This window comes from Cupriavidus sp. GW822-FHT03E04, assembly GCF_058801495.1.
In genome coordinates this window covers 221,279-244,218 of record NZ_JBXANI010000009.1, presented here as the reverse complement: position 1 = coordinate 244,218, position 22,940 = coordinate 221,279, and the positions used below count along the sequence as shown (strand labels likewise).

The following is a 22,940-nucleotide window of genomic DNA, read 5'->3' as shown; positions in this document are numbered from 1 at the left end:
TTGCGGGACGCCCACGACATGCTCGTTGCTTGACTGTGTGCACAGCGTAAGGCGGGTGCAAACTTGCCGCCACGAATATTTGCGCATGTCCTTAGAAGCCCGGCCCGGGATTGGAAATGCGAAAGCGCGCTGCGCGGCTCGTGCGCAAGCAGCCCAGCGCGGGCCGGGACTGTAGCAACGCGGCGACGCATGCGCATGCGCGCGCCACCGATGCCCATCTTCTTGCTTTCGGTCAAGGCTCGACCGGAAACGCTGCGCCAAACTGTGCGTGAAGTTTCCTAAAACACGAGCCAACCATCATGAAGAAGCACCTGCATATCCGTCTGTGCACCACTGCCATTGCCACCCTTGCCGTGCTCGGCGCCGTTGCCGCAACGCCTGCCGCTGCCGCCGATGAAGCGCAGGGCAACTGGATGGTGCGCTTGCGCGGCACCTATCTCGACATGGCCGGCAAGTCCGACCCGATCGGCGGCGTTGGCGCCTCGGACCGCATCACGGTCAACAACAAGTGGATTCCGGAACTCGATGTCACCTACTTCTTCACGCCGCACATCGCCGCCGAGCTGGTGCTGACCGTGCCGCAGAAGCAGAACGTCTACCTGGATGGCAACAAGATCGGCTCCTTCACCCATCTGCCGCCGACGCTGCTGGTGCAGTATCACTTCATTCCCAACGGCACCTTCCGCCCGTATATCGGCGCTGGCCTGAACTTCACGCGCATCTGGGGTGCCGACATTGCCAACAATTCGCTGTCGCTCGACAGCTGGAGCGTGGCGCCGGCCCTGCAGATCGGCATGGACTACAAGCTCACCAAGAACTGGTTCCTCAATGCCGACGTCAAGAAGGTGTGGCTGTCGAGCGATGTGAAGGCGGCCGGTGTGAAGGTCTCGAACGTGAGCCTGGATCCGTGGCTGTTCAGCATGGGTGTGGGCTACCGCTTCTGACGAATCGCGGTACGTCGCTCCACGGCACAACGAACGCGCGGCGGATCCCGCGTCAGGTTCTGGCTTGGCGCGGGATCTGCCGCAATGCGTTGCGACTCAAGCCATAGAAGCGCGCGACCACGGCCATCTCCGAGCCAGCATCCAGCAGCGCTTGCGCTGATTTCCGGCTCCGCAGTATCTGCGGGATGCTGGCGAGGAAAACGCTCGCCACGTCCGGGTCGAAATGCGTGCCGGAACCTGCCGAGACAATCGACAGCGCATCGTCGTCGCTCATGCCGGGACGATAGCAACGCGACTCCGTCATGGCATCGAACGCATCGGCGAGCGCCACGATACGCGCGGCCAGCGGGATCTCCTTGCCGGCCAGGCCGCGTGGATAGCCCGTGCCGTCGAAACGCTCGTGGTGATGGTGCGCGACCTGCGATGCCAGACGCATCAGCACGTCCGCACTGCCCGCGAGGATGTTCGCGCCGATCTCTGCATGCCGCTCGATCACCTGCCGCTCTTCGGGGAGCAGCTTGCCAGGCTTGAGCAGTACGGCATCGGGGATGGCAAGCTTGCCCACGTCGTGCGCCGGCGTAACGAGCCGTATGCGCTCGCAGTGCGCCGCATCCAGCCCCAGCAGATCGGCAAGGCAGGCGGCGATCGTCGCGGTGCGAACGAGATGGCCCGATGCATGCGGGTAACGCAAGCAGCCAGCGAGCGTCAGGCTGGCCAGCGTCATAACCGCATGGGGATTCGTAGTCATGGTGCTGAAGCTGGGCGAAGCGCGAGATTCTATGCCTGTCGAGGCATATCGCCAATAGCTGATGGCGAACCGCCTTCGTGGCCACGCACTTCGCCTGCCTCAATCCATGCTGAGACTGGCCTATGCGGTGTTTCCGGAACGGCACAATATGTCAGCCAAGGTCAGGGTGTTCCTTGACTTCCTGGTGGCGCATTTCGAGGGGAAGCCGGCCAAGGCGCGTGGCGGCCCGACCGCGTGGTGAGTGAGGGATGCAAGGCACCGGCGTCCCCGCTCGCACGGGAACGCCGGCAGGAGCCAGCCTACCGAAACGCCGGCTCGTCGAAACTACGCAGCTTTCGCGAGTGCAGTTGCTCGGCACCGCCCTCGCGCAAGATGCGAATCGCCTCCAGCCCGATCGACATATGCTGGCTCACCCGCTGCCGATAAAACGCATTGGCCATGCCGCGCAGCTTGAGTTCGCCATGCAGCGGCTTGTCGGACACGCATAGCAAGGTGCCATACGGCACCCGCAGGCGGAAGCCGTTGGCCGCGACCGTGGCGCTTTCCATGTCGATGGCAATCGCGCGCGACTGGTTGAAGCGGGCGTACAACGCCTTGGACTTGAGCTCCCAGTTGCGGTCGTCCGTGGAGACAACGGTGCCGGTGCGCATGCGGGTCTTCATCTCGTTGCCGGACAAGCCCGTCACACGCACCACGGCCTCTTGCAGCGCGACCTGGATCTCGGCGATAGGCGGCACCGGCACCCAGGGCGGCAGGTCGTGATCGAGCACGTGGTCATCGCGCACATACGCGTGCGCCAGGACGTAGTCGCCGAGTTGCTGCGAGCGGCGCAGGCCGCCGCAGTGGCCAACCATCAGCCAGCAGTGCGGGCGCAGCACGGCAAGGTGGTCGGTCATGGTCTTGGCGTTGGACGGGCCCACGCCGATATTGACCAGCGTGACACCGAGATTGTCCTCGCGCACCAGGTGATAGGCGGGCATCTGCGGCAGCGCGCGCGGGCGCAGCGCGTCGTCGGGCTCGGCCTCGCCGCGCTCTTGCATCACATCGCCGGGTTCGACGAAGCGCACGTAGCCGTCCGCGCCTTGCGCGTCTTCGGCGGCCATCAGCGAGCGGCCGAGCGCAATGAATTCGTCGACGTAGCGCTGATAGTTGGTAAACAGCACAAAGCGCTGGAAATGCTGGGGCGCGGTGCCGGTGTAGTGATAGAGCCGCTGCAGCGCCAGGTCCACGCGCTCGCCGGGAAACATCGAGAGCGGCCAGGCTTCGCCGGGCACCGGCTCATAGGTGCCGTTGGCAATGGCGTCGTCGATGCGGCTCAGTTCGGGCAGCACGAACGAGGCTTCGAGCTCGCGCGCCTGCGTGTAGCTGATGTCCGTGGTGGAGGCTTCGATGACGAACGGCAACGGGATCGGGCGGCGGCTGACGCCGACCACCACGGGCACGCGGTGGTAGCGTATCAGGCGCTCGATCTGGTCGCGGTAGTAATCGGCCAGCAGTTCGGGGCGGGTGACCGTGGTGCCGTAGACCCCGGGGTAGGCAACCGTGCCCCAGGATGGCCGGCTGTCGGTGACCATGGTTTCGAGATTGACCGAGATGCCAAGGTAGGGATAGCAGGCATGTGCCGCGGACGGCAGCGGCTGGCCCTGGGCGAAGGCATCGAAGCGCGCGCGGATCGCGCCGACCGAGGCATCGTAGATTTCACGGATGCGAGCCAGCGCCGCGTCGGCGTCGGAGAACTCGGCCAGCTGATCGGCCGGATGGGCGGAAGAGAAGATCGAGGCATTCATGGGAAACATGATACCCCGCTACAGAGCGGAAGCAACATGGCCTGCCGCAAATTGACGGGCCTTCGCGCGCTCGCTACACTGCCTGCAGTCTTTTTTTGCGGCCCCGCGCCGCACTCGCCTCGTGACGCCCCCCATTAGAAGGGCAGCGCCGAGTTGCCGTATCTGCTTGCATTGGGAGCCCCGATGGAAATCCGCAATCTGCTGCCAGAAGAGATCGAGGCGGCCAGACAACTCCTTGCGGCCAACGGATGGGCGCACCGCGTTGCCAACACGGAACGCTTCGCCCGGCTGATCGCCAACTCGCAACGGGTGGTGGTGGCGGTCGATAACGGAGAGATCGTGGGTTTCGCGCGGGCGCTGTGCGACGATATCTCCAACGGTTACCTGTCGATGGTCGCGGTGACGCCGAGCCATCGCCGCCGCGGCATCGGCCGCGCGCTGGTGCGCCACATCGTCGGCAACGATCCCGATATCACGTGGGTGCTGCGCGCCGGGCGCTCGTCCGAGGCGGCCTTCTTCGGGCAGCTCGGCTTTGTGCCCTCGCTGGTGGCCATGGAGCGCCGGCGCACCTGAGCCGGGCCCGGCGGGCTGGCCTGCCGCTCAATCCTTCATCGCGCACAACAACACATGGCCTCTTCCACCGGTTGGTTTCATTGGGCGTTGCTGTCGGCCGTATTTGCCGCGCTGACGGCGATCTTCGCCAAGATCGGGCTGGAAGGCATCAACTCGGACCTTGCCACGCTGGTGCGCACGGCGGTGATCATCGTGGTGCTGAGTTTTTTCGTGGTGCTCACGGGCAAGTGGAGCAACCCGCTCGCGCTGTCGCCGCGGACCTGGATCTTCCTCGTGCTCTCCGGACTTGCCACGGGCGCCTCATGGGTGTGTTACTTCCGGGCGCTGAAGATTGGCGATGCCTCGAAGGTGGCGCCGGTGGACAAGCTGAGCCTGCTGCTGGTGGCGGTGTTCGCCGTGATCTTTCTCGGCGAACGCCCCAACCTGCGCGAGTGGGCCGGCATCGCGCTCGTCGGCGCCGGCGTGCTGGTACTAGGGTTCAAGCGCTAAGAGGCAACTCCGGCACATGGGGTCGCATCGACATTACCGGTCCGTGCGCAGCGGCCCGTATTCCACCGGCACCCAGGCGTAGCCCTTGCTCTCCACGCGCACATGGCCGATCCCCGGGAACGGCAGGTGGGCGCCCGCCACCCACAGCTTGCCGCGCGCGGCATCGGCGAACATCTTCTTGCGCGTGCGCACCGCCTGCGTGCTGTCCGAGTCGAATTCCAGCGCCACCTCTGGGCGGCGGAACTGCACCGCGTGGCTGTGCACGATATCGCCCCACACCAGCAGGCTTTGATCGCCTGACTTGAACAGGTAGCCACTGTGGCCCGGGGTGTGCCCGCGCGCCGGCACCGCGCTCACGCCCGCCACCAGCTTGTCGCCCGCGCCAAAGGTACGCATCCGGCCGGCGGCCTGGTAAGGGGCGACGGCGGCGCGCGCCATGGCGAACGAGGACTGCGCGTCCTGTGGCGCGCGCGCGGCGGTGGCTTCGTCCAGCCAGTAGCCCGCCTCGGCCTTGTCGACATACACGTTGGCGTTGGCGAAGACGGCCTTGCCGTCGGCCGTCAGGCCGCACGCGTGATCGCCGTGCATATGAGTCAGCAGCACCGTATCGACCTGGGCGGGGTTGTAGCCCGCCGCGCGCAGGTTCTCGACAACGCGGCCCAGCGTGGGGCCGAAGCAAGCCGCCGTGCCGGTGTCAACCAGGATCAGGTTGGTGCCAGTGTTGATCAGGTATGCGTTGACGGCGGTCTGCATGCCGGGCGTGGAGGCCACGAACATGCGCGCGAGCAGGCCTTGTACCTCGCCCGGGCTGGTGAACTTGAGCACCTTGGTGTCCAGGTCGACATAGCCGTCGTAGAGCGCGGTGACCTCGAACTGGCCCAGCATCATGCGGTAGTAGCCGGGCACCTGGGTCTTCTGCTGGGCCGGCGGGGCCGCTGGCGGCCGGACCTGCGCCAGCGCGGGCAGGCCGGCAAGGGCGAGGGCGCAGACCATCGAAAGCGAAGTCAGGCGGGCAGCAAGGCAGGGCAGGGTCATGGGTCGATCCTTTAGGAGGGCAAGCCAGGCAAGGCCACGTGCCGCTGCCTGATCAACGGCTGTTTTGCGCAGCGCCGGAACGCAGATACGCCAGCGCCGGTGCCAACTGTGCCAGTGCCGGAGCCTGCGCGCAAACGTGCGAAGCAGTGCTCCAGGGATAGGGCAGGCGGGCCAGCCAGCCGTCGAGCACCTGTTGTGCGGTGTCGGCGGGCAACACGTCCATGGCCTCGATCACGATGGTGAGTGCCTGCACGCGCCGGGCGCCATCTTGCCCGGAGAACTCCCACGCGTAGCTGCCGCAGCCCACGCGCACACCGCCGCTGGCCTTGTCGGTCATGCCTACCAGCCAGTCACAGCCATAGCGTTGCGCGTCGGCTGCGGGCGGGGCCTCCGCCAGGCAGAACGTGTAGACGTTGTCGTAGCTCTGGCCAAAGCGCCGCACCAGCACGTCGCTGATCGTGGCCAGGCCTTCACTGCGGGCCGGGAACACGATGGCCTCGGACTTGACCGTCATCTCCAGCGTGGCATCGGCAGCGAAGGCGTGCGCCATCAGATGGGGGCGGTTCTCATCCTTGGCGCGGATATAGGTGCGGATCAGGGCCTGGGGATCGAGGGCCCCGGAAAACGTCGATACGGGTGCGTTCATGCGTGCCTTTTGCGTAGTTGGCGGCATGGTAGCCCGTCTCCCGCGCCAGCGGTGGCGCGGCCCTCCCGCCAGCAAGGTTGCTTCGGAATGCGCCGATTCCCGCAATCGCACCGGCCTGGTTGCCTTTGCTTCAAGACCTTTCGTCACGAGCACGTCATCAAGCCGGCATAGATTGTGGCCCTGCCGCCGCCCGCCCCCACAGGCGGGCGGCAAACGAGAACACACGAGAACAAACGAAAACAACGAACGAGTGAAAGATCGATGATCAAGCGAAAGCAATGGGCTGCAGTGGCCTGTACCCTGGCAACGGCAGCGCTGGCCGCCTGCGGCGGCGACGGCGACCAGACGCAGGCTGCGCAAGCGGGCAGCGGCGGCAGCACCGGAGGCAATGGCGGCAATGGCGGCGCGGTGACGCAGCCGGCCGCGCTCACGCCGCTGGCGGGCGGCTCGCTCTATGTCGGCGCGGTGAGCTTCGGCGATACCGTGTCCGTTGCGCTCGACCAGCCGGCCACCGGCCAAGTCACGCTACGCTTTCTCGATTCCCGCTTTGGCCTGGGCGGCACGCTGGTGGGCAGCTACACGCGTAGCGGCGACACCTACAAAGTCACCAAGCTGGCGGCAGCCGGTGCCGACGTACCCGCGGCACTGGCCACCGCCGCGAGCGCCATCAGCTTTGAGTTCGTGGTCGATGCCGGCGTGCTGTCCGGTGCGCTGGGCCAGGTGCCCAACCTCCTCGCGGGCGGCGGCGCGCTGCTCCAGGGCCACGTGAGCGCGGCCAACAAGGGCGCGCAGCTAAGCGATGTCGCTGGCGTCTACAACTATCTGCGCCAAGCAGGCACCACGGCCGCCGTAGGACAGGTCAAGATCTCCGCGAACGGGACGGTGCGCGCCTGCGCCGGCGCCGCCTATGCCGACAATTGCGCCGGCGGCGAAAGCGGCACGCTCGCCGCGGACGCCGACCAGCAGCGCTTCCCCGGCGCCTTTGCCGTGACGCTGGGCGGCAGCAAGATCGGCCGCCTCTTCGTGGCACGCCAGGATGGTCAGGCAACGCTGTTCGTCGACGAAGCCGCCAGCAATGCCGACGGCAGCCCACGCAACGGCAGCTGGGTGCTCAAGAGCACGCAGGCCATTGCCGCTGGCGCCGCCGACGGCGACTGGCTATGCGCCGAGCCCGAGCTGGACGACGGCAACGCGGCCACTGGCCGCACCCGCCGCAACATCGTGTCGATCGCGGGCAACCGGCTCGCCGCCGACAATATCGCCACGGACGTCGCGCTGAACTACAACGCGGCCATCGGGGCCAGTGGCGCCATCGCCACCGGCGCCAATGGGCTGATCTCCGGGGCCTGGCAGGACACCGTCGCCGCCCAGCCGCAAGCCGCCTCGCTGGCGTTTCTGCCGGTCACCGCCAAGCTGGCCTACCAGCTGCGCGACGTACCCGGCGCCAAGCGCCGCCTCCAGAGCGTTTGCACGCCGCTGGCCGCGCAAACCCCGACCACCACTTACCTGCAAGCCAAGGCCGGCGATATCGTGCAGGTCACGCTGGCCGACCTGCGCCCGACCCAGCCAGCCATCGGCTTCGACCAGATCTACTACAAGCTGGGCCGCTACGCGGCCGACCCGGCCAAGAAGTTCGACGATGCCTGCGAGGCCAACGGCCAGAACAAGGCCAGCACGACGACCGCTGCCTCGCGCCTGGACAACCTCGCCTCCTTCACCTGCACCAAGGCGGTCGGCAACAAGCCTGCGGATATGAAGACCATGGTGATCGGCCCGGCGGGCAAGCCGTACCTGACTGACGGCCATCACACCTTCACCAGCGTGTGGGAGGCTACCGACGGCGGCCCGCAGGCGAAGATGTGGATCAAGGTGCAGGACAACCTGGCCACGCAGGACCGCGCCACGTTCTTCCGCACGCTACGCGAGCGCAAGCTGATGTGGCTGAGGGACACCGCCAACCGCCCGACCACACCGGCCGATCTGCCGCCGGCGCTCGGCCTGCGCAACGGCCTGGGCAACGACCGCTATCGCTCGCTGGTGTATTTCACGCGCGACATCGGCTACCAGCAACTGGCGGACGCCACGGAGTTCACGGAGTTTTACTGGGGTGACTGGCTGCGTCAGCGCGTCAACCTGGACAACTACCGCCTGGACGACACCACGAGCTACCTGAGTGCCGTGCGCGCAGCGGCCACCGCCATGGTGGCGCTGGCCCCCGCCGATCCGGTGAGCAGCGGCAAGACCGCCGTGGCGCTGGGCGGGCTGACGGTGCTCAACGAGACGGAGTTCACGGCGTTGTCGCAGCCGGTGGGCAGCGCCAAGCCCGGCAAGCTGCCGTATGCGGTGGGCTACAAGGCGACGCTGGCCCAGTAAGCTGGCCTGGCCGCCTCGCCGTGCAGGTGGATCGCACAGCGAGGCGGCGCAACGACGCCAGAATCTTTTTGAAATGGCCTCTTATTCAGGCTGGATGTTGGCGGCCTTGATGATGCGGCCCCACTTGGCCGATTCCTGGGCCTGGAACTTGGCCAGCTCTGCGGGCGTGCTGGTAAATACATCGGTGCCGGTGGACTGGTAGAAGTTTGCCGCCGTCTCGCTCCTGGCGGCCTTCACCATCAGGGCGTTGAGCTTGTCCACCACCGGCTGCGGCGTCTTGGCCGGCGCGTAGGCGGCGAACCAGTAGCTCATCTCATAGCCCTTGACGCCGGCTTCGTCGATGGTCGGCACATTGGGCGCCAGCGGCGAGCGCGTCTTGCCCGACACACCGAGCGCCTTGAGCTTGCCGCTCTTGACCTGGGGCAGGCCGGTGGCGGTATCCGTGATCATCATCTGGATCTGGTTGCCCAGCAGGTCGGTGATGGCCAGCGGGTTGCTCTTGTAGGGCACGTGCAGCAACTGCACATGCGCCATCTGCTGGAACAGCTCCCCGGCAATGCGCGAAGACGAACTGCCGCTGCCAAAGCTGAGCTTGCCCGGCTCCTTCTTGGCCAGCGCGATGAATTCCCCCACGTTGTTGACCGGCAACTGCGGGTTGACCACCATGATCTGGCCGCCACGGCCCAGCGCGGTCACCGGCACGTAGTCCTTGACCGGATCGTAGGGCAGCTTCTTGAACAGATGCTCGTTGGCCGCATGCGTGGTGTTGGTGCTGATCAGCACGGTATAGCCGTCCGGGCTGGCCTTGGCCACGTCGCTGGCAGCGATAAAGCCGTTGGCGCCGGGCTTGTTGTCGACCACCACCGTCACCTTGGCATCGACCGTAATGGCCTGGCCGATCGCGCGGGCGAGCTGGTCCGTGGCGCTGCCGGCGGCGAACGGCACCACGAAGCGAATCGGCTTGTCCGGAAACTCCGCCTGCGCCGGGCCGGCCAGCAGCGCGAGCGCCGCGGCGGCGGCGATGCCGGTGACCACTTTCAGGCGGGAAGCGGGCTTGGTGTATGCGGACATCTTTGGTCTCCTGTTCGAATCTGGAATCGTTCTGGTTTGTCGTTTTGGTTTGTCGCTTTACTTCGGTGTTCTGCTTCGGTGTTCTGCTTCAACCAGCGCCGGCCAGCCGCGGGGGCAAAGGGATTTCCAGTTGCAGCAGCAGGAAAGACAGTGCCTTGCCGTGCGTATCCAGGTTGAGGGCATCGTTCACGCCGCCATCGAGCACGCCGTCGATGACGAAGTTCATCGCCTGCAGCGAGGACACCAGGTAGCGCTTGACCGCCTCTGGCTGGCGGTAGCGAAACAGCGCCGCCACCGCGTCCTCGGTGACATGCGCGACAAGGTGGTCGAAGTCGCGCGCGTCGTAGGCGATCACGCTGATGTTGGAGCGATCCCCCTTGTCGCCCGTGCGTCCGTGCGCGAGCTGGTAGAGCGCGATGGTGGTACGGGTAGCGGTAGCGGCGGTTGCGTTCATGGCAGCAGGGAGTGGCTTGCGGTGACGGCGCTGCGCGGCACCAGGCAGGACATGGCGTTCAGCCGCGCGCGCAACGCGGTGCGCACACCGCCGCCGCCGGCGGGGCCGCAGGTGTACAGCGCATTGACTTCACGCAGCAGCGCTTCGGCCACGGGCTTGTCCTCATGGGCCAGCGCAGCGCGCAGGCGTACGTCCTGCGCCTGTGCCTCGCCGGGTTGTGTTTGTTGCAGCAGGCGGCCGCCATCGTCGGCAAAGACGCTCAGCACACCGATCAGGTCGAAGCGGATCGGCACCGCATGGCCGAGCAGGTCCATGCGCTTGCGCACGATCTGCGCAGCCAGGCGTGCGCGCGCCGCCGCGTTCGGGCCGGCGTAGGAGATCTCGCCTTCCGCGATCCAGCCGCCTTCGTAGAACAGGTTGGCCTTGAGCTGCTCGGGCCGCTCGCGGCCACGCACATTGCGCACCGCCACGCGGTCCGGGCCAATCTGCTCGACCGTGGCCGCGCTGATGTCGGCGACGACGTCGGGCGTCAGATAGGCGGCGGGGTCGTGCACCTCGTAGAGGAGCTGCTCCTTGACCGTGCGCAGGTCCACGCAGCCGCCCGTATCCGCCGCCTTGCCCACTTCGATATTGCCGTCTTCGTCCAGGCGCACGATGGGATAGCCGACGGCGTGCACATCCGGCACGTCCTTCATGCCGGGATCGGCGAAATAGCCGCCGGTGACCTGCGCCCCGCATTCCAGCAAATGCCCGGCCATGGTGGCGCGCGCCAGGCGGTCCCAGTCCTGCCACGACCAGCCAAAATGCGCCATGGCCGGGCCCACTGCCAGCGCGGGATCCGCCACGCGGCCGCACACCACTACCTGCGCGCCGGCGCGCAGCGCATCGGCAATGCCCTGCGCGCCAATGTAGGCGTTGGCGCAAACGAAGCGCGCCTCCGGAAAGCCCGCGCCGACAATCTTGCGCAGTACCGCGCGGCCCGCATCGTGCGAGAGATCGTCGCCCTCCACCACCGCCACCCGCGGCGGTGCCAGGCCCAGCTCCGCCGCCAGCGCGCGCACGCGCTGCGCCGCAGCATGGGGATTGGCCGCGCCGAAATTGCCGACGATGGGAATGCCGTTGGCCAGGCACAGCCCCAGCACCGGCGCGAGCAAGGCGTCGAGCAGCGGCTCGTAGCCGTGGGCGGGATTGTTGCGGCGCGCCAGCTGGGCCAGCGCCAGCGTGCGCTCGGCCAGCGTCTCGAACATCAGCACGGCCGGCCCGCCCGCTGCGATCAGCGTGCGCACCACGGGCAGGGCGGCGTCGGTGCGGTCGCCGGAGAAGCCGGCGCCGGAGCCGATCAGCAAAGGGGCGGTCATAGGATGAAAGCCTGGTGAGAACCGGGTGAACAAAGGCTGGCCGCGCGCGGGGTTGCGGGCCGATGCGGCTATTCTAGACGCGCCGCCGTCAACCAAAAAGCGGATAATTTGGATTAATCTATCGACTTTCCAGATTAAATCGAAGCCGCTCGCGCTTGCCAATGAACCTCTCCGTCAAACACCTGCGCGCCTTTGTGGCCCTGGTCACGCACCGCAACTTCACCCGCGCGGCGCAGGCCTGCCATTTGTCGCAATCCGCCTTCAGCGCGCTGATCCAGACGCTGGAGGAGCAAGCCGGCACGCGGCTGTTCGAGCGCACCACGCGCCATGTGGAACTCAGCGTGGAAGGACGGCGCTTCGAAGACGTGGCGGCGCGGCTGCTGGCCGATTTCGAGACCGCCTTCGCGGAGCTGCGCGACCACGCCGAACGCCGCAAAGGACGCGTCTCGATCGCCGCGCTGCCCTCGCTGGCGGCAGGCGACCTGCCGCCGATCCTGGCCGCCTTCCACCAGCGCTACCCCGGCATCACCATCGAACTGTTCGACCTGCTGGCTGACGGCTGCATCGACCTGGTCAGGCGCGGCCGCGCGGATTTTGCGCTGGCGCCCGCCCCCGCGCAGGATAGCGACCTGCGCATCGAGCCCCTGGTAACGGACACCTTCCACCTGGTCTGCCCCGCAGGCCATCCCCTGGCCAGCCGGCGGCGCGTGACACCCCAGGCGCTGGCAGGCCTGCCCTTTATCCAGCTCTCCCGGACCAGCAGCGTACGCCAGCACCTGGATGCCGCGCTGCATCCGCTCAAGCTCAACGGGGTCATGGAAGTGGAACACCTGGCCACCGTGGCCGCGCTGGTAGCCGCCGGACTTGGCGTGACCGTGGTGCCAGCCCTGGCGCTATTCCAGTTCCAGCAAGAAAGCCTGGCCATCCGGCCCATGCAGCTGCCATCGCTGGTGCGGGATATTTGCCTGGTGCGGCTAAGGGAAAGAGGCGACTCAACGGCAGCCGCCGCGATGATCGAAGCGCTGCAAGCCCATTTCAAGAAGGGCAAGGCAGGGTAATCGACAAGATGGTCCTGCACACCGACGAGCACCAGCACAAGCATGGCGCCAGACCCGCGATCCGGTGTAGCCGTGATCCCCGAACGAAGGGCGGGAATCACCCCAGCGCGATGCGAAGCGAGCCGTCAGGGTTTTCATCTCCCGTTATGGGGCGCCTCGTCGGAAGGCAAAAAGAGCGGAAACGAGGGGGCCATGTTTGAGCATCGCCTTAAGGCGATGTGAGTTTGGCCCCCGGCCGCTCTTTTTGCCTGCCGACGAGGAGTCTTTCGCCCCATCCGGGTCGCTTCTTTGCCTACTTTCTTGGCGAGACAAGAAAGTAGGTCGCCGCCCCGCAGGGGAGGTGAAACCGCAGTTGCTTTTGACTTTGAAGTTAATAAGTTGCAGTTGCAGTTTCAACCCAAAATCAAAAATCAAAAATGCGCCAGATACCCCCCATCCACCGCCAAAACATGCCCAGTAACATATGAAGCCGCCCCCGAAGCCAGAAAAACCACCGCCCCCGCAATCTCCTCCGGCTGCCCCCACCTCCCAAGCGCAGTCCTCTGCCGCAACCACTCGGCAACGCCAGCGTCATCCACCATCGGCTGATTAGGCTCGGTAGCAAAATACCCGGGCGCAACCGCATTCACAGTCACCCCGTCGCGCCCGAGATCCGCTGCCATGGCGCGCGTCAGCGCATCGAGCCCACCCTTGGTAGCGGGATACAGCACATCGTTGGCACGCGCCACCTGCCCGGCAATCGAGCTGACATTGACGATGCGACCGTAGCGCCCGCGCCGCATCAGCTGCGCCGCGTGGCGGCACAAGGCGTAAGGCGCCACCAGGTTGGTCTCCAGCATCTCGCGCAGGTCCGCCGCGCCCAGGTGCGCCATATTGCTGCGGTTGCGCGCGCCGGCGTTGTTGACGAGGATATCCAGGCGGCCATGCGTGGCATCGATGTGGGCGAAGGCGGCGTCAACCGCGGCCGCATCGGTGACGTCGAGCACCAGCGGCTCGGCGCGGCCGCCGTCAGCGGCCAGCGCGGCAACGGCGGCATGCACGCGCTCGGCGTTGCGCGCGGCGACGATGACGTGTGCACCGGCTTGCGCCAGCCCGGCGGCAATCGCCTGGCCCAGGCCTTGCGCGCCGCCGGTGACCAGCGCCACGCGGCCTTCGAGGGAAAAAGGTAAGGTAGCCATGCGGCGACTATACCGCAGCGGGCCTAGCGGATCAGCTTGCCGGTGGACGACACGATCGACATTTCGACAAACGACGAACCCGTATGCCGCGTCGGGCTGTAGCTGATCAGGATGCCGCCGAGGTCATAGTCGCGCAGGCTCTCCAGCGCGCCGACCAGCCGCTCGCGCGTCAGGTCCGGCCCGGCACGGCGCAAGCCCTCTACCAGCACCTTGGCCGACATGAAACCCTCCATCCCGGCATTGCTCGGGTCCACGCCTTGCTGCCGCGCCAGGCTGCGGTATTCGCTGGCAATGCTCATCTGGCTTGAATTGGTGCCTGGCACCACCTGCGTGATGATCAGGCCGCGCGCATCCTCGCCGAGCTCCTTGATAAAGGAGTCGGCAGCGTTGTTGGACAGCGTGACGAACTGCGCCTGGCTGCCGCCGCGGCGCAGTTCCTTGATCAGCCGCGCCGCCTCGGAGCCGGAGCCGATGACCAGCACCGCTTGCGGGCCGGCCTTGTTGATGGCGGTGACACCGGCCTGGATATCGCCCATCGGGCGCGCAAACGAGGCACTGGCCGCCGGCTGCACGCCACGCGCCTGCAGCGCGGTGCTGAAGCCTTCGAACACGTCCTGGCCAAAGCCGTCGTTGGCGTAGAAGATGGCGATGCGGGTCATGCCCGAGGTGGCAAGATGGTTGATTGCGCGGGCCACCTCGTCCTGGTACTTGGCGCGTACGTTGAACACGTAGCGGTTGACCGGGCGGTGCAAGGTGATGGCGCCGGTCAGCGGCGCCACCAGCGGCACCTTCTCGGTGTTGACGATGGGCAGGATGCTTTCGTTCTGCGGCGTGCCGCGCACCATGAAGAGCGCGAACACCTTGTCTTCCTGGACCAGCTTGCGCACATTGTCGGGCGTGCGCTTGGCGTCGAAGCCGTCGTCGTACGTCACCAGCTCGATGCGCCGCCCTCCTACACCGCCGTTGGCGTTGACCGTTTTCAGGTAGACCTGCGCCCCGGCGATCTGCTCCTTGACCGAGCCCGCCACCGGCCCGGTCACCCCGGCCGATTGCCCGATCTTGATGGTGGTCCTGGTGACCCCTTGCTCGGCCTGTGCCAGCGGCGCAAGCCCACCCAGCGTGGCGGCCAGCAGGCCGCACGCCATCCATGTTGTCTTCATCTCCGACCCCTCGTTCGTTTGCGAATCTTTTGCTTTGTCATGCGCGCCACGGATGGGCGCGGCGACAAGCAAATTACCTCAAAGCAAGGCGATTCGGCAAATCGCTGTTGCAAAAGCGGCGAGGGAGGGCTCGGCTGGGGAAATATCGGGAGCTGGCCCGCCGGGGCAGGCGGCCCTCAGGCCGCCGAGCCTCGGCGTGACAACGGGACCGTCCTGCCCATCAGGATGAGGGCAAGCGCAAGGGAGAACTCAGGGAAAAGCGGGTACGGCGGGATCCAGCCCGGCGAAGCGAGCTTCCGGGTGGGCCGATTGCAGCAGCGCTTCGATTTCCTCGACGCGGCCACGCGGCACGTCCACCATCAGCAGGATCTTGCCTTCCTCGATGTCCTTTTCGAAGGCCTTGTGCCGGCTGTTGGGCGCGGAGCAGCCGATCATGCTGGACGCCCAGGCGCCGAACACCGCGCCCAGCACCGCCAGCACGCCAACCAGGCCCCATTGCGGGGTATCGCTGACGATCGGGAACATCGCCACCAGCGCACCTGCCACGATGCCGATGCCACCGCCCACCATCAGCCCCATCTCGGCGGCATGGACGATATCGGAAGTCTGGAACAGGTTGGCTTCATGCAAGCCGCTCATATCGGCGCCATCGCGCGCGACAAAGTGGATATGGCTGTTCTCGATGCGAGCCAGCAGCAAGTCGTCCATGGTGCGGCGAGCACTCGCCAGATCGGGCAACAACCAGAAGATACGTTTGCGCATGACTCTCTCCTCGCTTCAGGCCACGTCAGGCCGTTTCGGACTATCCCGGCAGCGGTGTGCATGCGGAGTCGCCTTCACGCAACCATGCCAGCCAAGCCAGATGGTGGAGGTGCATCCGTATCCGCCCTGGGGACGGGTTTTTTCATTTGTACGCCAGTCGCGGGGGGAGCGCAAGGCAACATCGCAGCGATGCCGCCCACGCGTCACCTCGCGCCGTTTTCTGCCCGTTCGTGTGCGCGGCTTACATCAGAATGTGATCGGCAAGCGCACGGTTACCGTCAGGTTTGGCGTGTCGGTGGTCAGCCCGGCGCCGACCGATACGTTCAGCGTGTACCGGCTGTTGAACCGATAGGAATAGCCCACCAGCAAGGTGCCTTGCGTCACCCGCACCGAGCCCGGCACCGTCGAGCCGTTCTGCTTGGTCGGCCAGATGATGCTCTGGTCGTAGCCGATACTGAACGAGGCATGCTCGTTGAGCGAGAGGCCGATACCGAAATTGAAGCCGAAGATATCGCCCGGCGCGATCTTGCCAAGCGACTCCTGTTGCCCGTTCAGTACCGTGCGGCTGACATTGTCCCGAGCGAAATTGTGCAGATAGCTGAAGGTGCCGAAAAACACCGCTGGGTCGGTCGGCAACAACCACGTAATGCCTGGCTGGATCGCCTGGAAGCCGGTACCCGTGGGCAGCCCCAGCGGCAGGCCGGTGCCGGTGGTATTGCCCACGCAGCGCGTCACGCAATCGGTCACCACATCGAAGGGGCTCTTGCCGGTGGCGGATTTGTAGCGCAGCCAGCCGATGAAGTACGGCATTTTCTCGTTGCCGTAGTTGATCTGGTAGCGCAGGGTCGCCTCCACGTCGCCCAGCCCCTTGCCGCTGGCATTGAAGACGTTATCGACCGCGGTGCCGGTAAAGACTTCACGGCTGATCGTCGAGCCGGAACTCTGCACGTAGGGCACCTTGGCCTCGATCTCCAGGCGCTTGGTGAGGCCGTAGCGAAGCGCGACAGCTTCGATGTAGGTCGAGGTCTTGACCTCGCGCACATCGATCAGGCCGATCAGGATCGCGGGGATGATGGTGTAGCCAACCAGCGCCACCCGGTTGCTGGACGAATATCCGTACTGGAAGCTTGGCTCGACCACCAGCTTGCCAGCGGGTGTCAGCACGCCTGGCTGATCGAAGATCGGCGCGATCGCAGGAGGGGCCGTGTTGGCTTCGGGTGGTTTTCCCACCGGCTGCTCGTCGCCGGCGAGAGCCATCTGGGTGCTGTCCTGCGCACTGCTCTGGTTGTTGTTAGGGGGACTGTCGCTGGCTTGCGGCAGGTTGTTGGTATTGGGCAAGCCTTGCGTGCCCGCCGAGCCGGCAGCGGCGGCAGCGGCATTGGTGGCGGTATCGCCAGGGGTCACGCCGCCGGTGCCAGGCGCACGCTGGCCGCCGCGCTTTCTCGCCAGCACGTCGGTGCCCAGCACGCTGCGCAACTCGCGGATGGTGGCCTCCTGCTCCGCCATCGAGCGCTTCATCTGCTCCAGGGTGGCGGCCTGCTCGGTCACCTCCCGCTTTAGCGCCTCCAGCTTTGCCGCGGCCGGTCCTTCGTCGGGTGGGGTCTGGCCCTGTGCCATCCCGCCCAGCAACAGCAATGTCGAACACCCGGCCTGACGGATGCCTCGCAGCGACCCTTTTTTCATTTCGCCTTCCTCCCCCGGACGGCGGACTACTTCGCACAGGAGTCCGCAACCTGCTTAACCCATACTGCCTCTCTCTCTTTGCGCAACTTGCTGCCAGTCGTCCGTCTTCAATGCCTGCCGGCTGCACTGAGCAATGCACTGTTCAACGTCGCGTTGGCCACCTGGGCGCGGAATGCCTGCAAGGTGTTAACCCCTGCGTTGATGGTCACCAAGTTCTGGATCGACTGATTGTTCAACGTGTTCTGAATCACCGTCACCGGCGCACCGGCCAGCATGCTCGCCGCGGCGCTATTGCCCGGCCCGTTCTGGATCAGGCTCAGGACGCCGTTGGTAGTTACCGCGGCACCGGCCGCCGCGATCGCTGTCGCCGGCAGGCTGGTCACCACGGTGCCCGCGCTGGCGCTGGCACTGGTGCCGGTACTGCTACTGCTGCCTCCTGCTGCGCCGCTGCCGTTGGCCCCGCTGGTGCCGGCGGTCACGGGATTGGAGGCCAGCGCGTTGCCCACGGCCGTGGCCGCCGCCGCCCCGGCGCCGGTCGCCACACCGAGTGCCGCGGCCAACCGTGTCGCCTGATCGGCGGTGATGCGGCTCACATCGGGAATAGTAAGACTGGTTGACACCACCAATGCACCGTTGATCAGCACTGAGCGTTCGATACCGAACGAAACCTGCAGCCCACCGCCAACGTCGAAGCCGCCACGCAGGTCATCCAGGCGCTCCTGCGCCACGGGTTTCCAGCTCGCCATGGTGGTGCGAGCCGCGTGCACCTGCGGTGCCGGTGCTTGCGCGCGCACGGCTTCAGGCCTCGCGATGGCGGGGTCGCCGGACGCATCGGCGGCCGGCCGCGCGGCTGCGGCAAAGCCGCCGCGCAGGTCTTGCAGGTGTTTGTCCGCCACCGGCTTCCAGGCAACCGTGTCGGCCTGCGCCGCCGGCGGTGGTGCCGCGGCCTGGAGATCCTTGGTATCCGATGGAGCGGATGGCCCGGATGGCTCGGATGCGGCCTCGAGCGCGCCGCTGCTATCTGTCGTGGGATCCAGCGCGACTTCGGCGGGGTGGTCCGCCAGGGGCGCCGCAATGGGTTCTTGCTGGGCCGGCGTCCGGCCGGCCATGCTGCCGAGCGCGGCAGCCAGGTAAGGGTTATCGGTCCGGTTATCGGTTTGCTCCGGCACGGCCGGCGCTGCGGCAAGGCCGGCGGCGCCGGACGCGCTATGCGAGCCGAGCGCCTCGATCCCGGTGCCTTCGTCGGCCCGCGCTTGCCCGGCGCAGGCCAGGCCAGCGCCCAGCAACACCACTGCGGTGGCCGAACCGGCCCCGCCGCGGCGGCGCTGCGCTGGCTTTGAGGATGTCTGGAACATGGTACGTTCCTTAGAAATCGCTACCGCCATGCGAAGGCATGACGGTGAAGAACAGACTATCCCGGTTGATGCCCATCGAATAAGGGCCGCTTGGCGCGATGCGCCAATCGGCTGCGAGATTGAACCGCGCCGATTCCTCGCGGTTGTGAATCACGAACAGCAAATGGCTGTCCCAGATCTGCTCGAAGTGCTCGCGCGACAGCGCGCGCGTGCCCAGCGCCGGATCTCCGACCAGCACGCGGTTGCCATGCACGCCCTTGACCACGACGAAATGGTGGTAGCCATTCTCGATCACCAGCACGATGGCCGGGATCTGGGTTTCCTCCAGCTTGGAAAGCGGCAATTCATAGCCGTCGGCCAGGAAGCCGCGCGACTCCAGGAAGCGTTTCATATCCAGCAGCGAGAAGCCCTCCTGCCGGATCTTGGCTTGGTCGCCGTTGACGTACATGTTCTGGAACACTGTCTGCTCATTGACCGGATAGCCATACTGGTAGGTGAGCAGCGTCGCCACGGCGGCGGAGCCGCAACTAAAGTCGTATTGCTGGCGAATGGTGGTCTTGTACCGCGCCTCCTTGAGGCTGGTCACCCGTACGTTGTAGTAGTTGCCGCCATCGCCCGTGACGACGGCGTAGTCGGCCCAGGCCAGCGGTGCGCTGGCCGAAACCAGCAGCAGCGTAGCCTGCAAAAGCAGCTTGCGCAGCGTCATGGCTTGAACTGGACGTTAATGATGGTCGCGTTCTGGATCAGCACATTGGAACCCGTGTTCTGGATCACGGTAGGCAAACCCGCGGCACTGGCGAAAGACCCTCCGGCAATGCTGTTGGAGCCGCTGATCACACGGTTGGCGCTGTTGTCCGCCACCGTGCCGGCCAGACGCATGTCATTGACCACGAGCTCGGAGCCGCCACGGATATCCTGCAGTTTGTCGCTGCCGACAGGCTTGCCAAGACCGGCGAGAACGCCGCGCTCACGCGCGGTCGCGGGAGGTGTTTGGTCCGGTGCCGCCGCACTGTGTTCCGTGGCGGTGCCGGTGTTGACCGCAGGCACTGCGGCAGATGGCCCCGCGGGCTGCGGCTCGGCGTAGGCCTGCAGGCCAGGCCAAACCAGGATTGCTGCCGTCATCGCGATGACAGCGGAGCGGACCGATCGCATTGGTGTCTCCTTCAGCCTTCTGTTTGGCGTCCCCATCCTGACGCTCACACAAGAGACGAGTGGACTCTTCGTCGAATGGGCATCCCGGACACGAACAACGCGCCGGAATGCCCTAAGTTGCCGGAGTCAAGCCGTGCCGGCGGGACGTGCGCGCGGGCCATCCACCCGCTGCGCGCGCCACCACCGCGCACTTGCCTTACTTGCCGACCGCCAGGTTGGCCTGGACGTTGACGCTTTGTTGCACCAGCGAAGCGAAGCCGCTGTTTTGGTTGGCGATCATGATGCCCGCCGCCGACTGACCAACGCTGGTCATGGTGTTGGACATATTGAAGGTGCCAGCATTGACAGAGTTGCTACCGCCGGCACCGCCGGCTCCGCCCACTGCGCCATTGCCGGTACCACCGGTGCCGCCCATGCCCACGCCGCCAGCGCCACCGGCGCCGGATGCCGCGCCAACCGCGCCGTTGCCGGCCGTTGCGCTACCGTTGCTGGCCATGGTCGATGCGCCGCCATTGGTCGCGCTACCGCCTGCACCGCCGTTGCCGGCCACGCTGGTTTGGGCACCGCCCGCGCCGCCCGTGCCAGTGGCTGCGCCGGCAGTAGAGGTCGCCGCGCCGCCGCTACCCGAGCCGCCTGCGCCGCCCGTGCCGCCGGCTGCACCGCCGGTAGCCACAGCCGTGCCAGCGCCACTGGAGCCACCGGCGCCACCCGATGCCGATGCGGCGCCACCGGTCGCAGTAGCCGTACCGGCACTGCCGTTGCCACCACTTCCATTGTTGCCCTTGGCTTTGCTGTCTCCGCCGACGCCAACGCTTGCCGCAAGCGCGCCACCGCCGTCACTACCGGCGCTGCCGCCCTTGCCGCCGCTGCCCGTCTTTGCCGCGCCGAGCGCGCCGCCGCCGTCACTGTAGACACTGCCGCCCTTGCCACCCAGGCCAGCACTGCCAGCGAGCGAATCGCCACCAGACGCCTTGGCGTTGCCGCCGTCGCCGCCCCAGCCAACGGCCTTGCCGCCATTGCCGCCGTCGCCCGCATTGGCGCTGCCGTTGGAGGCATAGCCTGCAGTGGCGCTGCCATTGGTAGCCGAACCGCCGCTGCCGCCGTTGCCGCCATTGCCGCTGTTGCCACCGTTGCCACCAGTGCCGCCCTTGCCGGTGCCGCCATATCCAGCGCCGCCCTTGCCACCGGCGCCGCCATTGGCGTTGCCGTTGTTGGTGGCAACGTTGCCGATATTGCCGATCGAGATGCCGCTCACCGAGCCAGATAGCTTGCTGATTGCGATGGCCTTGCTACTGTTGAAGGAGTTGCTGAAGTTGGCGGTGGCCGTGCTGCCGTTGTTGGCGCCAGCGTTGCCATAGCCAGCGTCGAAGGTGACCTTGCCCTTGTTATCGGCGTTGGTCTTGGTAACGGTGGTGTTCTTGGTCGAGGTCTTGGTGTCTACCTTGGTGTGAGTGCTGGAATCCTGCCACGCCGTGGAGTTCTCGTTTGCCGCAGCGCCACTACCGGACTGAGTTGAAGTTGCAGTGGCCGTTTGTGTGTTGCTGCCATCTGATTTCGCGCTATTGTTGTTCGTCGGATTGGCCCAGGCCTGACCGCCAGCCCCAAGGGCTAAAGCAATCGCCGACGCAAGTAAGGTCTTTTTCATACAAAGCTCCCAGGAGGATGTCACAGCGGCTCAGCCTCGCTCCGGCACTCGGGGAGAACGCCGGCTAAAGGCTCAGGTCCGGCATTCCGCCAAACCAGCCTCTCATTGCGCATAATCAGTGCCAGGGAGCGGTTCAAATCCCGTAATCCCTTGAAACACAAGGGCTACAAAGCCATCCAATCAGCCTTTTTCTAGCTTCCTGAGGACAGTCGCGGACGCCGCCGCTGTGAACCGCACACGACATGTCACACGGCTGTGACACGGCCGGACGCATCGCATGGCCAGGCTTTCCCCGGGACAGGCGAAAATCCCCTGCTATCAGGCCTTTAGCGGGGTTCCTAAGGAAAACCCTTGGCCGCAGGCGCTGTATCGCGAATGAAACACGCCTCGCTGCCGGTGCACTGGTCGTCGCTCGCGACGGGTCTCAAACCTTCGGATGACACCCGGCCGCTGCAGTCCGGCACGGCATGTGTTGCCTGCCGGGCAGTGGCCTTAATGTATGGAGATTGCGCTGCATGCTGCCTATGCGGTGCGCGCGCGCAACGCCTTCGCAACGTTTAAGTAACTAATAAGCAACATATGGCAACATGACTAGGCTCTATGTCTGATTTAAAGTACATTAAGGCTAATTCAAACCTGTCGCCCAATCACAAGGGAAACCATGAGTGAAGCCGTCGTTCCCCTGTATCACCAGATTTACGTGGTACTACGCCAACAGATCGTGGAAGGCCGCTTTGGTCAAGGCCCCTTGCCCGGTGAAATCGACCTCGCCAAGCAGTTTCACGCCTCGCGCGTGACCATGCGGCGCGTATTCGACCGCCTGGTGCAGGAGGGTCTGGTACGCCGTCACCGTGGCCTTGGCACCTTCGTCAACCCGCATCCGATCAAGCCGGTCACGCTCGGCGACCGGCCCGGCAGCCTGCTCGACAACATCATCGACATGGGCCAGAAGACCTCGGTCAAGGTGATCTCGATCGACGATGTGCATGCCACCCCGGAAGTCGCCGAAGCGCTTGGCCTGCAGCCGGGCGACCCGGTGGTCAAGGTGGTGCGCGTGCGTCATTACGGCAGCCGCCCTCTGTCGCACATCACAGCCTATCTGCCGGCCGACCTGGGCCGCGGCCTGAATCGCAAGGATCTCGAGATCACGCCAATGCTGCGCCTGCTCGAGGCTGCGGGCGTGCAGCTTGGGCGCGCCAGCCAGACGCTCTCGGCCCGGCTGGCCGACGTGGTGGTAGCGCCGTTGCTGGACGTGCCGGTAGGCGGTGCGCTGCTGGCGGTGCGCCGCGTGGTGCTGGACAAGGCTGGCCGCCCGGTGCAATTCCTGCTAGGCCAATACCGTCCGGACCGCTACGAGTACCGCATGGAGCTCTCTCCCGCAGGTGGCGACAGCGCCAACGTGTGGGTGGAGCGCGAAGCACGGACGGGGCTGCGCGAGTAAGAAAAGCAAGCGATACTGCACGCTCACG

At 66.0% G+C, this 22,940-nt stretch carries 21 protein-coding genes; 6 read left to right on the top strand and 15 right to left on the bottom strand.

What is annotated here, in order from left to right:
• Positions 1–299 precede the first annotated feature (299 nt).
• Positions 300–944 (top strand): OmpW/AlkL family protein, encoded by a 645-nt coding sequence (locus AC1RQC_RS15080; RefSeq protein ID WP_492375549.1) that lies wholly within the window; start codon positions 300–302, stop codon positions 942–944.
• Between the two features lie 52 nt (positions 945–996).
• On the opposite strand, the gene AC1RQC_RS15075 is transcribed toward AC1RQC_RS15080, so the two are convergent.
• Positions 997–1,692: an HD-GYP domain-containing protein gene (locus AC1RQC_RS15075; RefSeq protein ID WP_492375548.1), complete on the bottom strand. Its 696-nt coding sequence runs from the start codon at positions 1,690–1,692 to the stop codon at positions 997–999.
• A gap of 299 nt (positions 1,693–1,991) precedes the next feature.
• Entirely contained in the window at positions 1,992–3,488 is a 1,497-nt protein-coding gene (locus AC1RQC_RS15070) for an AMP nucleosidase (protein WP_441632696.1), read from the bottom strand.
• A 174-nt stretch (positions 3,489–3,662) separates the two neighbouring features.
• Here AC1RQC_RS15070 and AC1RQC_RS15065 point away from each other — a divergent pair, with 174 nt between their 5' ends.
• Both AC1RQC_RS15065 and AC1RQC_RS15060 read left to right on the top strand, forming a co-directional pair.
• Entirely contained in the window at positions 3,663–4,052 is a 390-nt protein-coding gene (locus AC1RQC_RS15065; RefSeq protein ID WP_174426156.1) for a GNAT family N-acetyltransferase, read from the top strand.
• 54 nt (positions 4,053–4,106) lie between these two features.
• Complete coding sequence (locus AC1RQC_RS15060) at positions 4,107–4,541, top strand: EamA family transporter (protein WP_492375546.1); 435 nt, start codon at positions 4,107–4,109, stop codon at positions 4,539–4,541.
• Between the two features lie 33 nt (positions 4,542–4,574).
• Here AC1RQC_RS15060 and AC1RQC_RS15055 read toward each other — a convergent pair whose 3' ends face one another.
• Both AC1RQC_RS15055 and AC1RQC_RS15050 read right to left on the bottom strand, forming a co-directional pair.
• On the bottom strand, positions 4,575–5,576 hold the full coding sequence (locus AC1RQC_RS15055) for an MBL fold metallo-hydrolase (RefSeq protein ID WP_492375545.1): 1,002 nt from the start codon (positions 5,574–5,576) through the stop codon (positions 4,575–4,577).
• A 52-nt stretch (positions 5,577–5,628) separates the two neighbouring features.
• Positions 5,629–6,222 carry a hypothetical protein gene (locus tag AC1RQC_RS15050; RefSeq protein WP_492375544.1) on the bottom strand — a complete coding sequence of 198 codons (594 nt, stop codon included), beginning with the start codon at positions 6,220–6,222 and terminating at the stop codon, positions 5,629–5,631.
• A 261-nt stretch (positions 6,223–6,483) separates the two neighbouring features.
• On the opposite strand from AC1RQC_RS15050, the gene AC1RQC_RS15045 reads away from it, so the two are divergent.
• Positions 6,484–8,595 (top strand): ParB/Srx family N-terminal domain-containing protein, encoded by a 2,112-nt coding sequence (locus AC1RQC_RS15045; protein ID WP_492375543.1) that lies wholly within the window; start codon positions 6,484–6,486, stop codon positions 8,593–8,595.
• 81 nt (positions 8,596–8,676) lie between these two features.
• On the opposite strand, the gene AC1RQC_RS15040 is transcribed toward AC1RQC_RS15045, so the two are convergent.
• The 3 genes from AC1RQC_RS15040 to AC1RQC_RS15030 form a co-directional block, all read right to left on the bottom strand.
• Positions 8,677–9,666, bottom strand: coding sequence for a Bug family tripartite tricarboxylate transporter substrate binding protein (locus tag AC1RQC_RS15040; protein WP_492375542.1), 990 nt, complete (start codon positions 9,664–9,666; stop codon positions 8,677–8,679).
• Positions 9,667–9,754: 88 nt separating this feature from the next.
• Positions 9,755–10,120, bottom strand: a complete 366-nt coding sequence (locus tag AC1RQC_RS15035; protein WP_492813445.1) for an AtuA-related protein — start codon at positions 10,118–10,120, stop codon at positions 9,755–9,757.
• Entirely contained in the window at positions 10,117–11,478 is a 1,362-nt protein-coding gene (locus AC1RQC_RS15030) for an acyclic terpene utilization AtuA family protein (RefSeq protein ID WP_492813443.1), read from the bottom strand. The genes AC1RQC_RS15035 and AC1RQC_RS15030 overlap by 4 nt, the downstream gene beginning before the upstream one ends.
• A 161-nt stretch (positions 11,479–11,639) precedes the next feature.
• Between AC1RQC_RS15030 and AC1RQC_RS15025 the strand changes: the two genes are divergently transcribed.
• Positions 11,640–12,536 carry a LysR family transcriptional regulator gene (locus AC1RQC_RS15025; protein WP_492375540.1) on the top strand — a complete coding sequence of 299 codons (897 nt, stop codon included), beginning with the start codon at positions 11,640–11,642 and terminating at the stop codon, positions 12,534–12,536.
• A gap of 410 nt (positions 12,537–12,946) precedes the next feature.
• Here the strand turns inward: AC1RQC_RS15025 and AC1RQC_RS15020 are convergent, their stop codons facing one another.
• The 8 genes from AC1RQC_RS15020 to AC1RQC_RS14985 form a co-directional block, all read right to left on the bottom strand.
• Positions 12,947–13,714, bottom strand: a complete 768-nt coding sequence (locus AC1RQC_RS15020; RefSeq protein WP_492883820.1) for an SDR family oxidoreductase — start codon at positions 13,712–13,714, stop codon at positions 12,947–12,949.
• 23 nt (positions 13,715–13,737) lie between these two features.
• Entirely contained in the window at positions 13,738–14,874 is a 1,137-nt protein-coding gene (locus AC1RQC_RS15015; protein WP_492813440.1) for an ABC transporter substrate-binding protein, read from the bottom strand.
• 249 nt (positions 14,875–15,123) lie between these two features.
• Entirely contained in the window at positions 15,124–15,636 is a 513-nt protein-coding gene (locus AC1RQC_RS15010) for a DUF1269 domain-containing protein (protein WP_492371855.1), read from the bottom strand.
• A 246-nt stretch (positions 15,637–15,882) separates the two neighbouring features.
• Complete coding sequence (locus AC1RQC_RS15005; RefSeq protein ID WP_492371856.1) at positions 15,883–17,319, bottom strand: acetate kinase; 1,437 nt, start codon at positions 17,317–17,319, stop codon at positions 15,883–15,885.
• 107 nt (positions 17,320–17,426) lie between these two features.
• Entirely contained in the window at positions 17,427–18,674 is a 1,248-nt protein-coding gene (locus tag AC1RQC_RS15000; RefSeq protein ID WP_492830028.1) for a hypothetical protein, read from the bottom strand.
• Between the two features lie 10 nt (positions 18,675–18,684).
• A complete protein-coding gene (locus tag AC1RQC_RS14995) occupies positions 18,685–19,380 on the bottom strand; it encodes a C39 family peptidase (RefSeq protein WP_492371858.1) in 696 nt (231 codons plus the stop codon).
• Positions 19,377–19,826 carry a hypothetical protein gene (locus AC1RQC_RS14990; RefSeq protein WP_492883818.1) on the bottom strand — a complete coding sequence of 150 codons (450 nt, stop codon included), beginning with the start codon at positions 19,824–19,826 and terminating at the stop codon, positions 19,377–19,379. The genes AC1RQC_RS14995 and AC1RQC_RS14990 overlap by 4 nt, the downstream gene beginning before the upstream one ends.
• A gap of 196 nt (positions 19,827–20,022) precedes the next feature.
• Entirely contained in the window at positions 20,023–21,471 is a 1,449-nt protein-coding gene (locus tag AC1RQC_RS14985) for a hypothetical protein (RefSeq protein WP_492371860.1), read from the bottom strand.
• A 661-nt stretch (positions 21,472–22,132) separates the two neighbouring features.
• On the opposite strand from AC1RQC_RS14985, the gene AC1RQC_RS14980 reads away from it, so the two are divergent.
• The gene (locus AC1RQC_RS14980) at positions 22,133–22,912 is read left to right on the top strand and encodes a GntR family transcriptional regulator (protein ID WP_253928545.1); all 780 of its coding nucleotides are present in this window, start codon (positions 22,133–22,135) and stop codon (positions 22,910–22,912) included.
• Positions 22,913–22,940 lie beyond the last annotated feature (28 nt).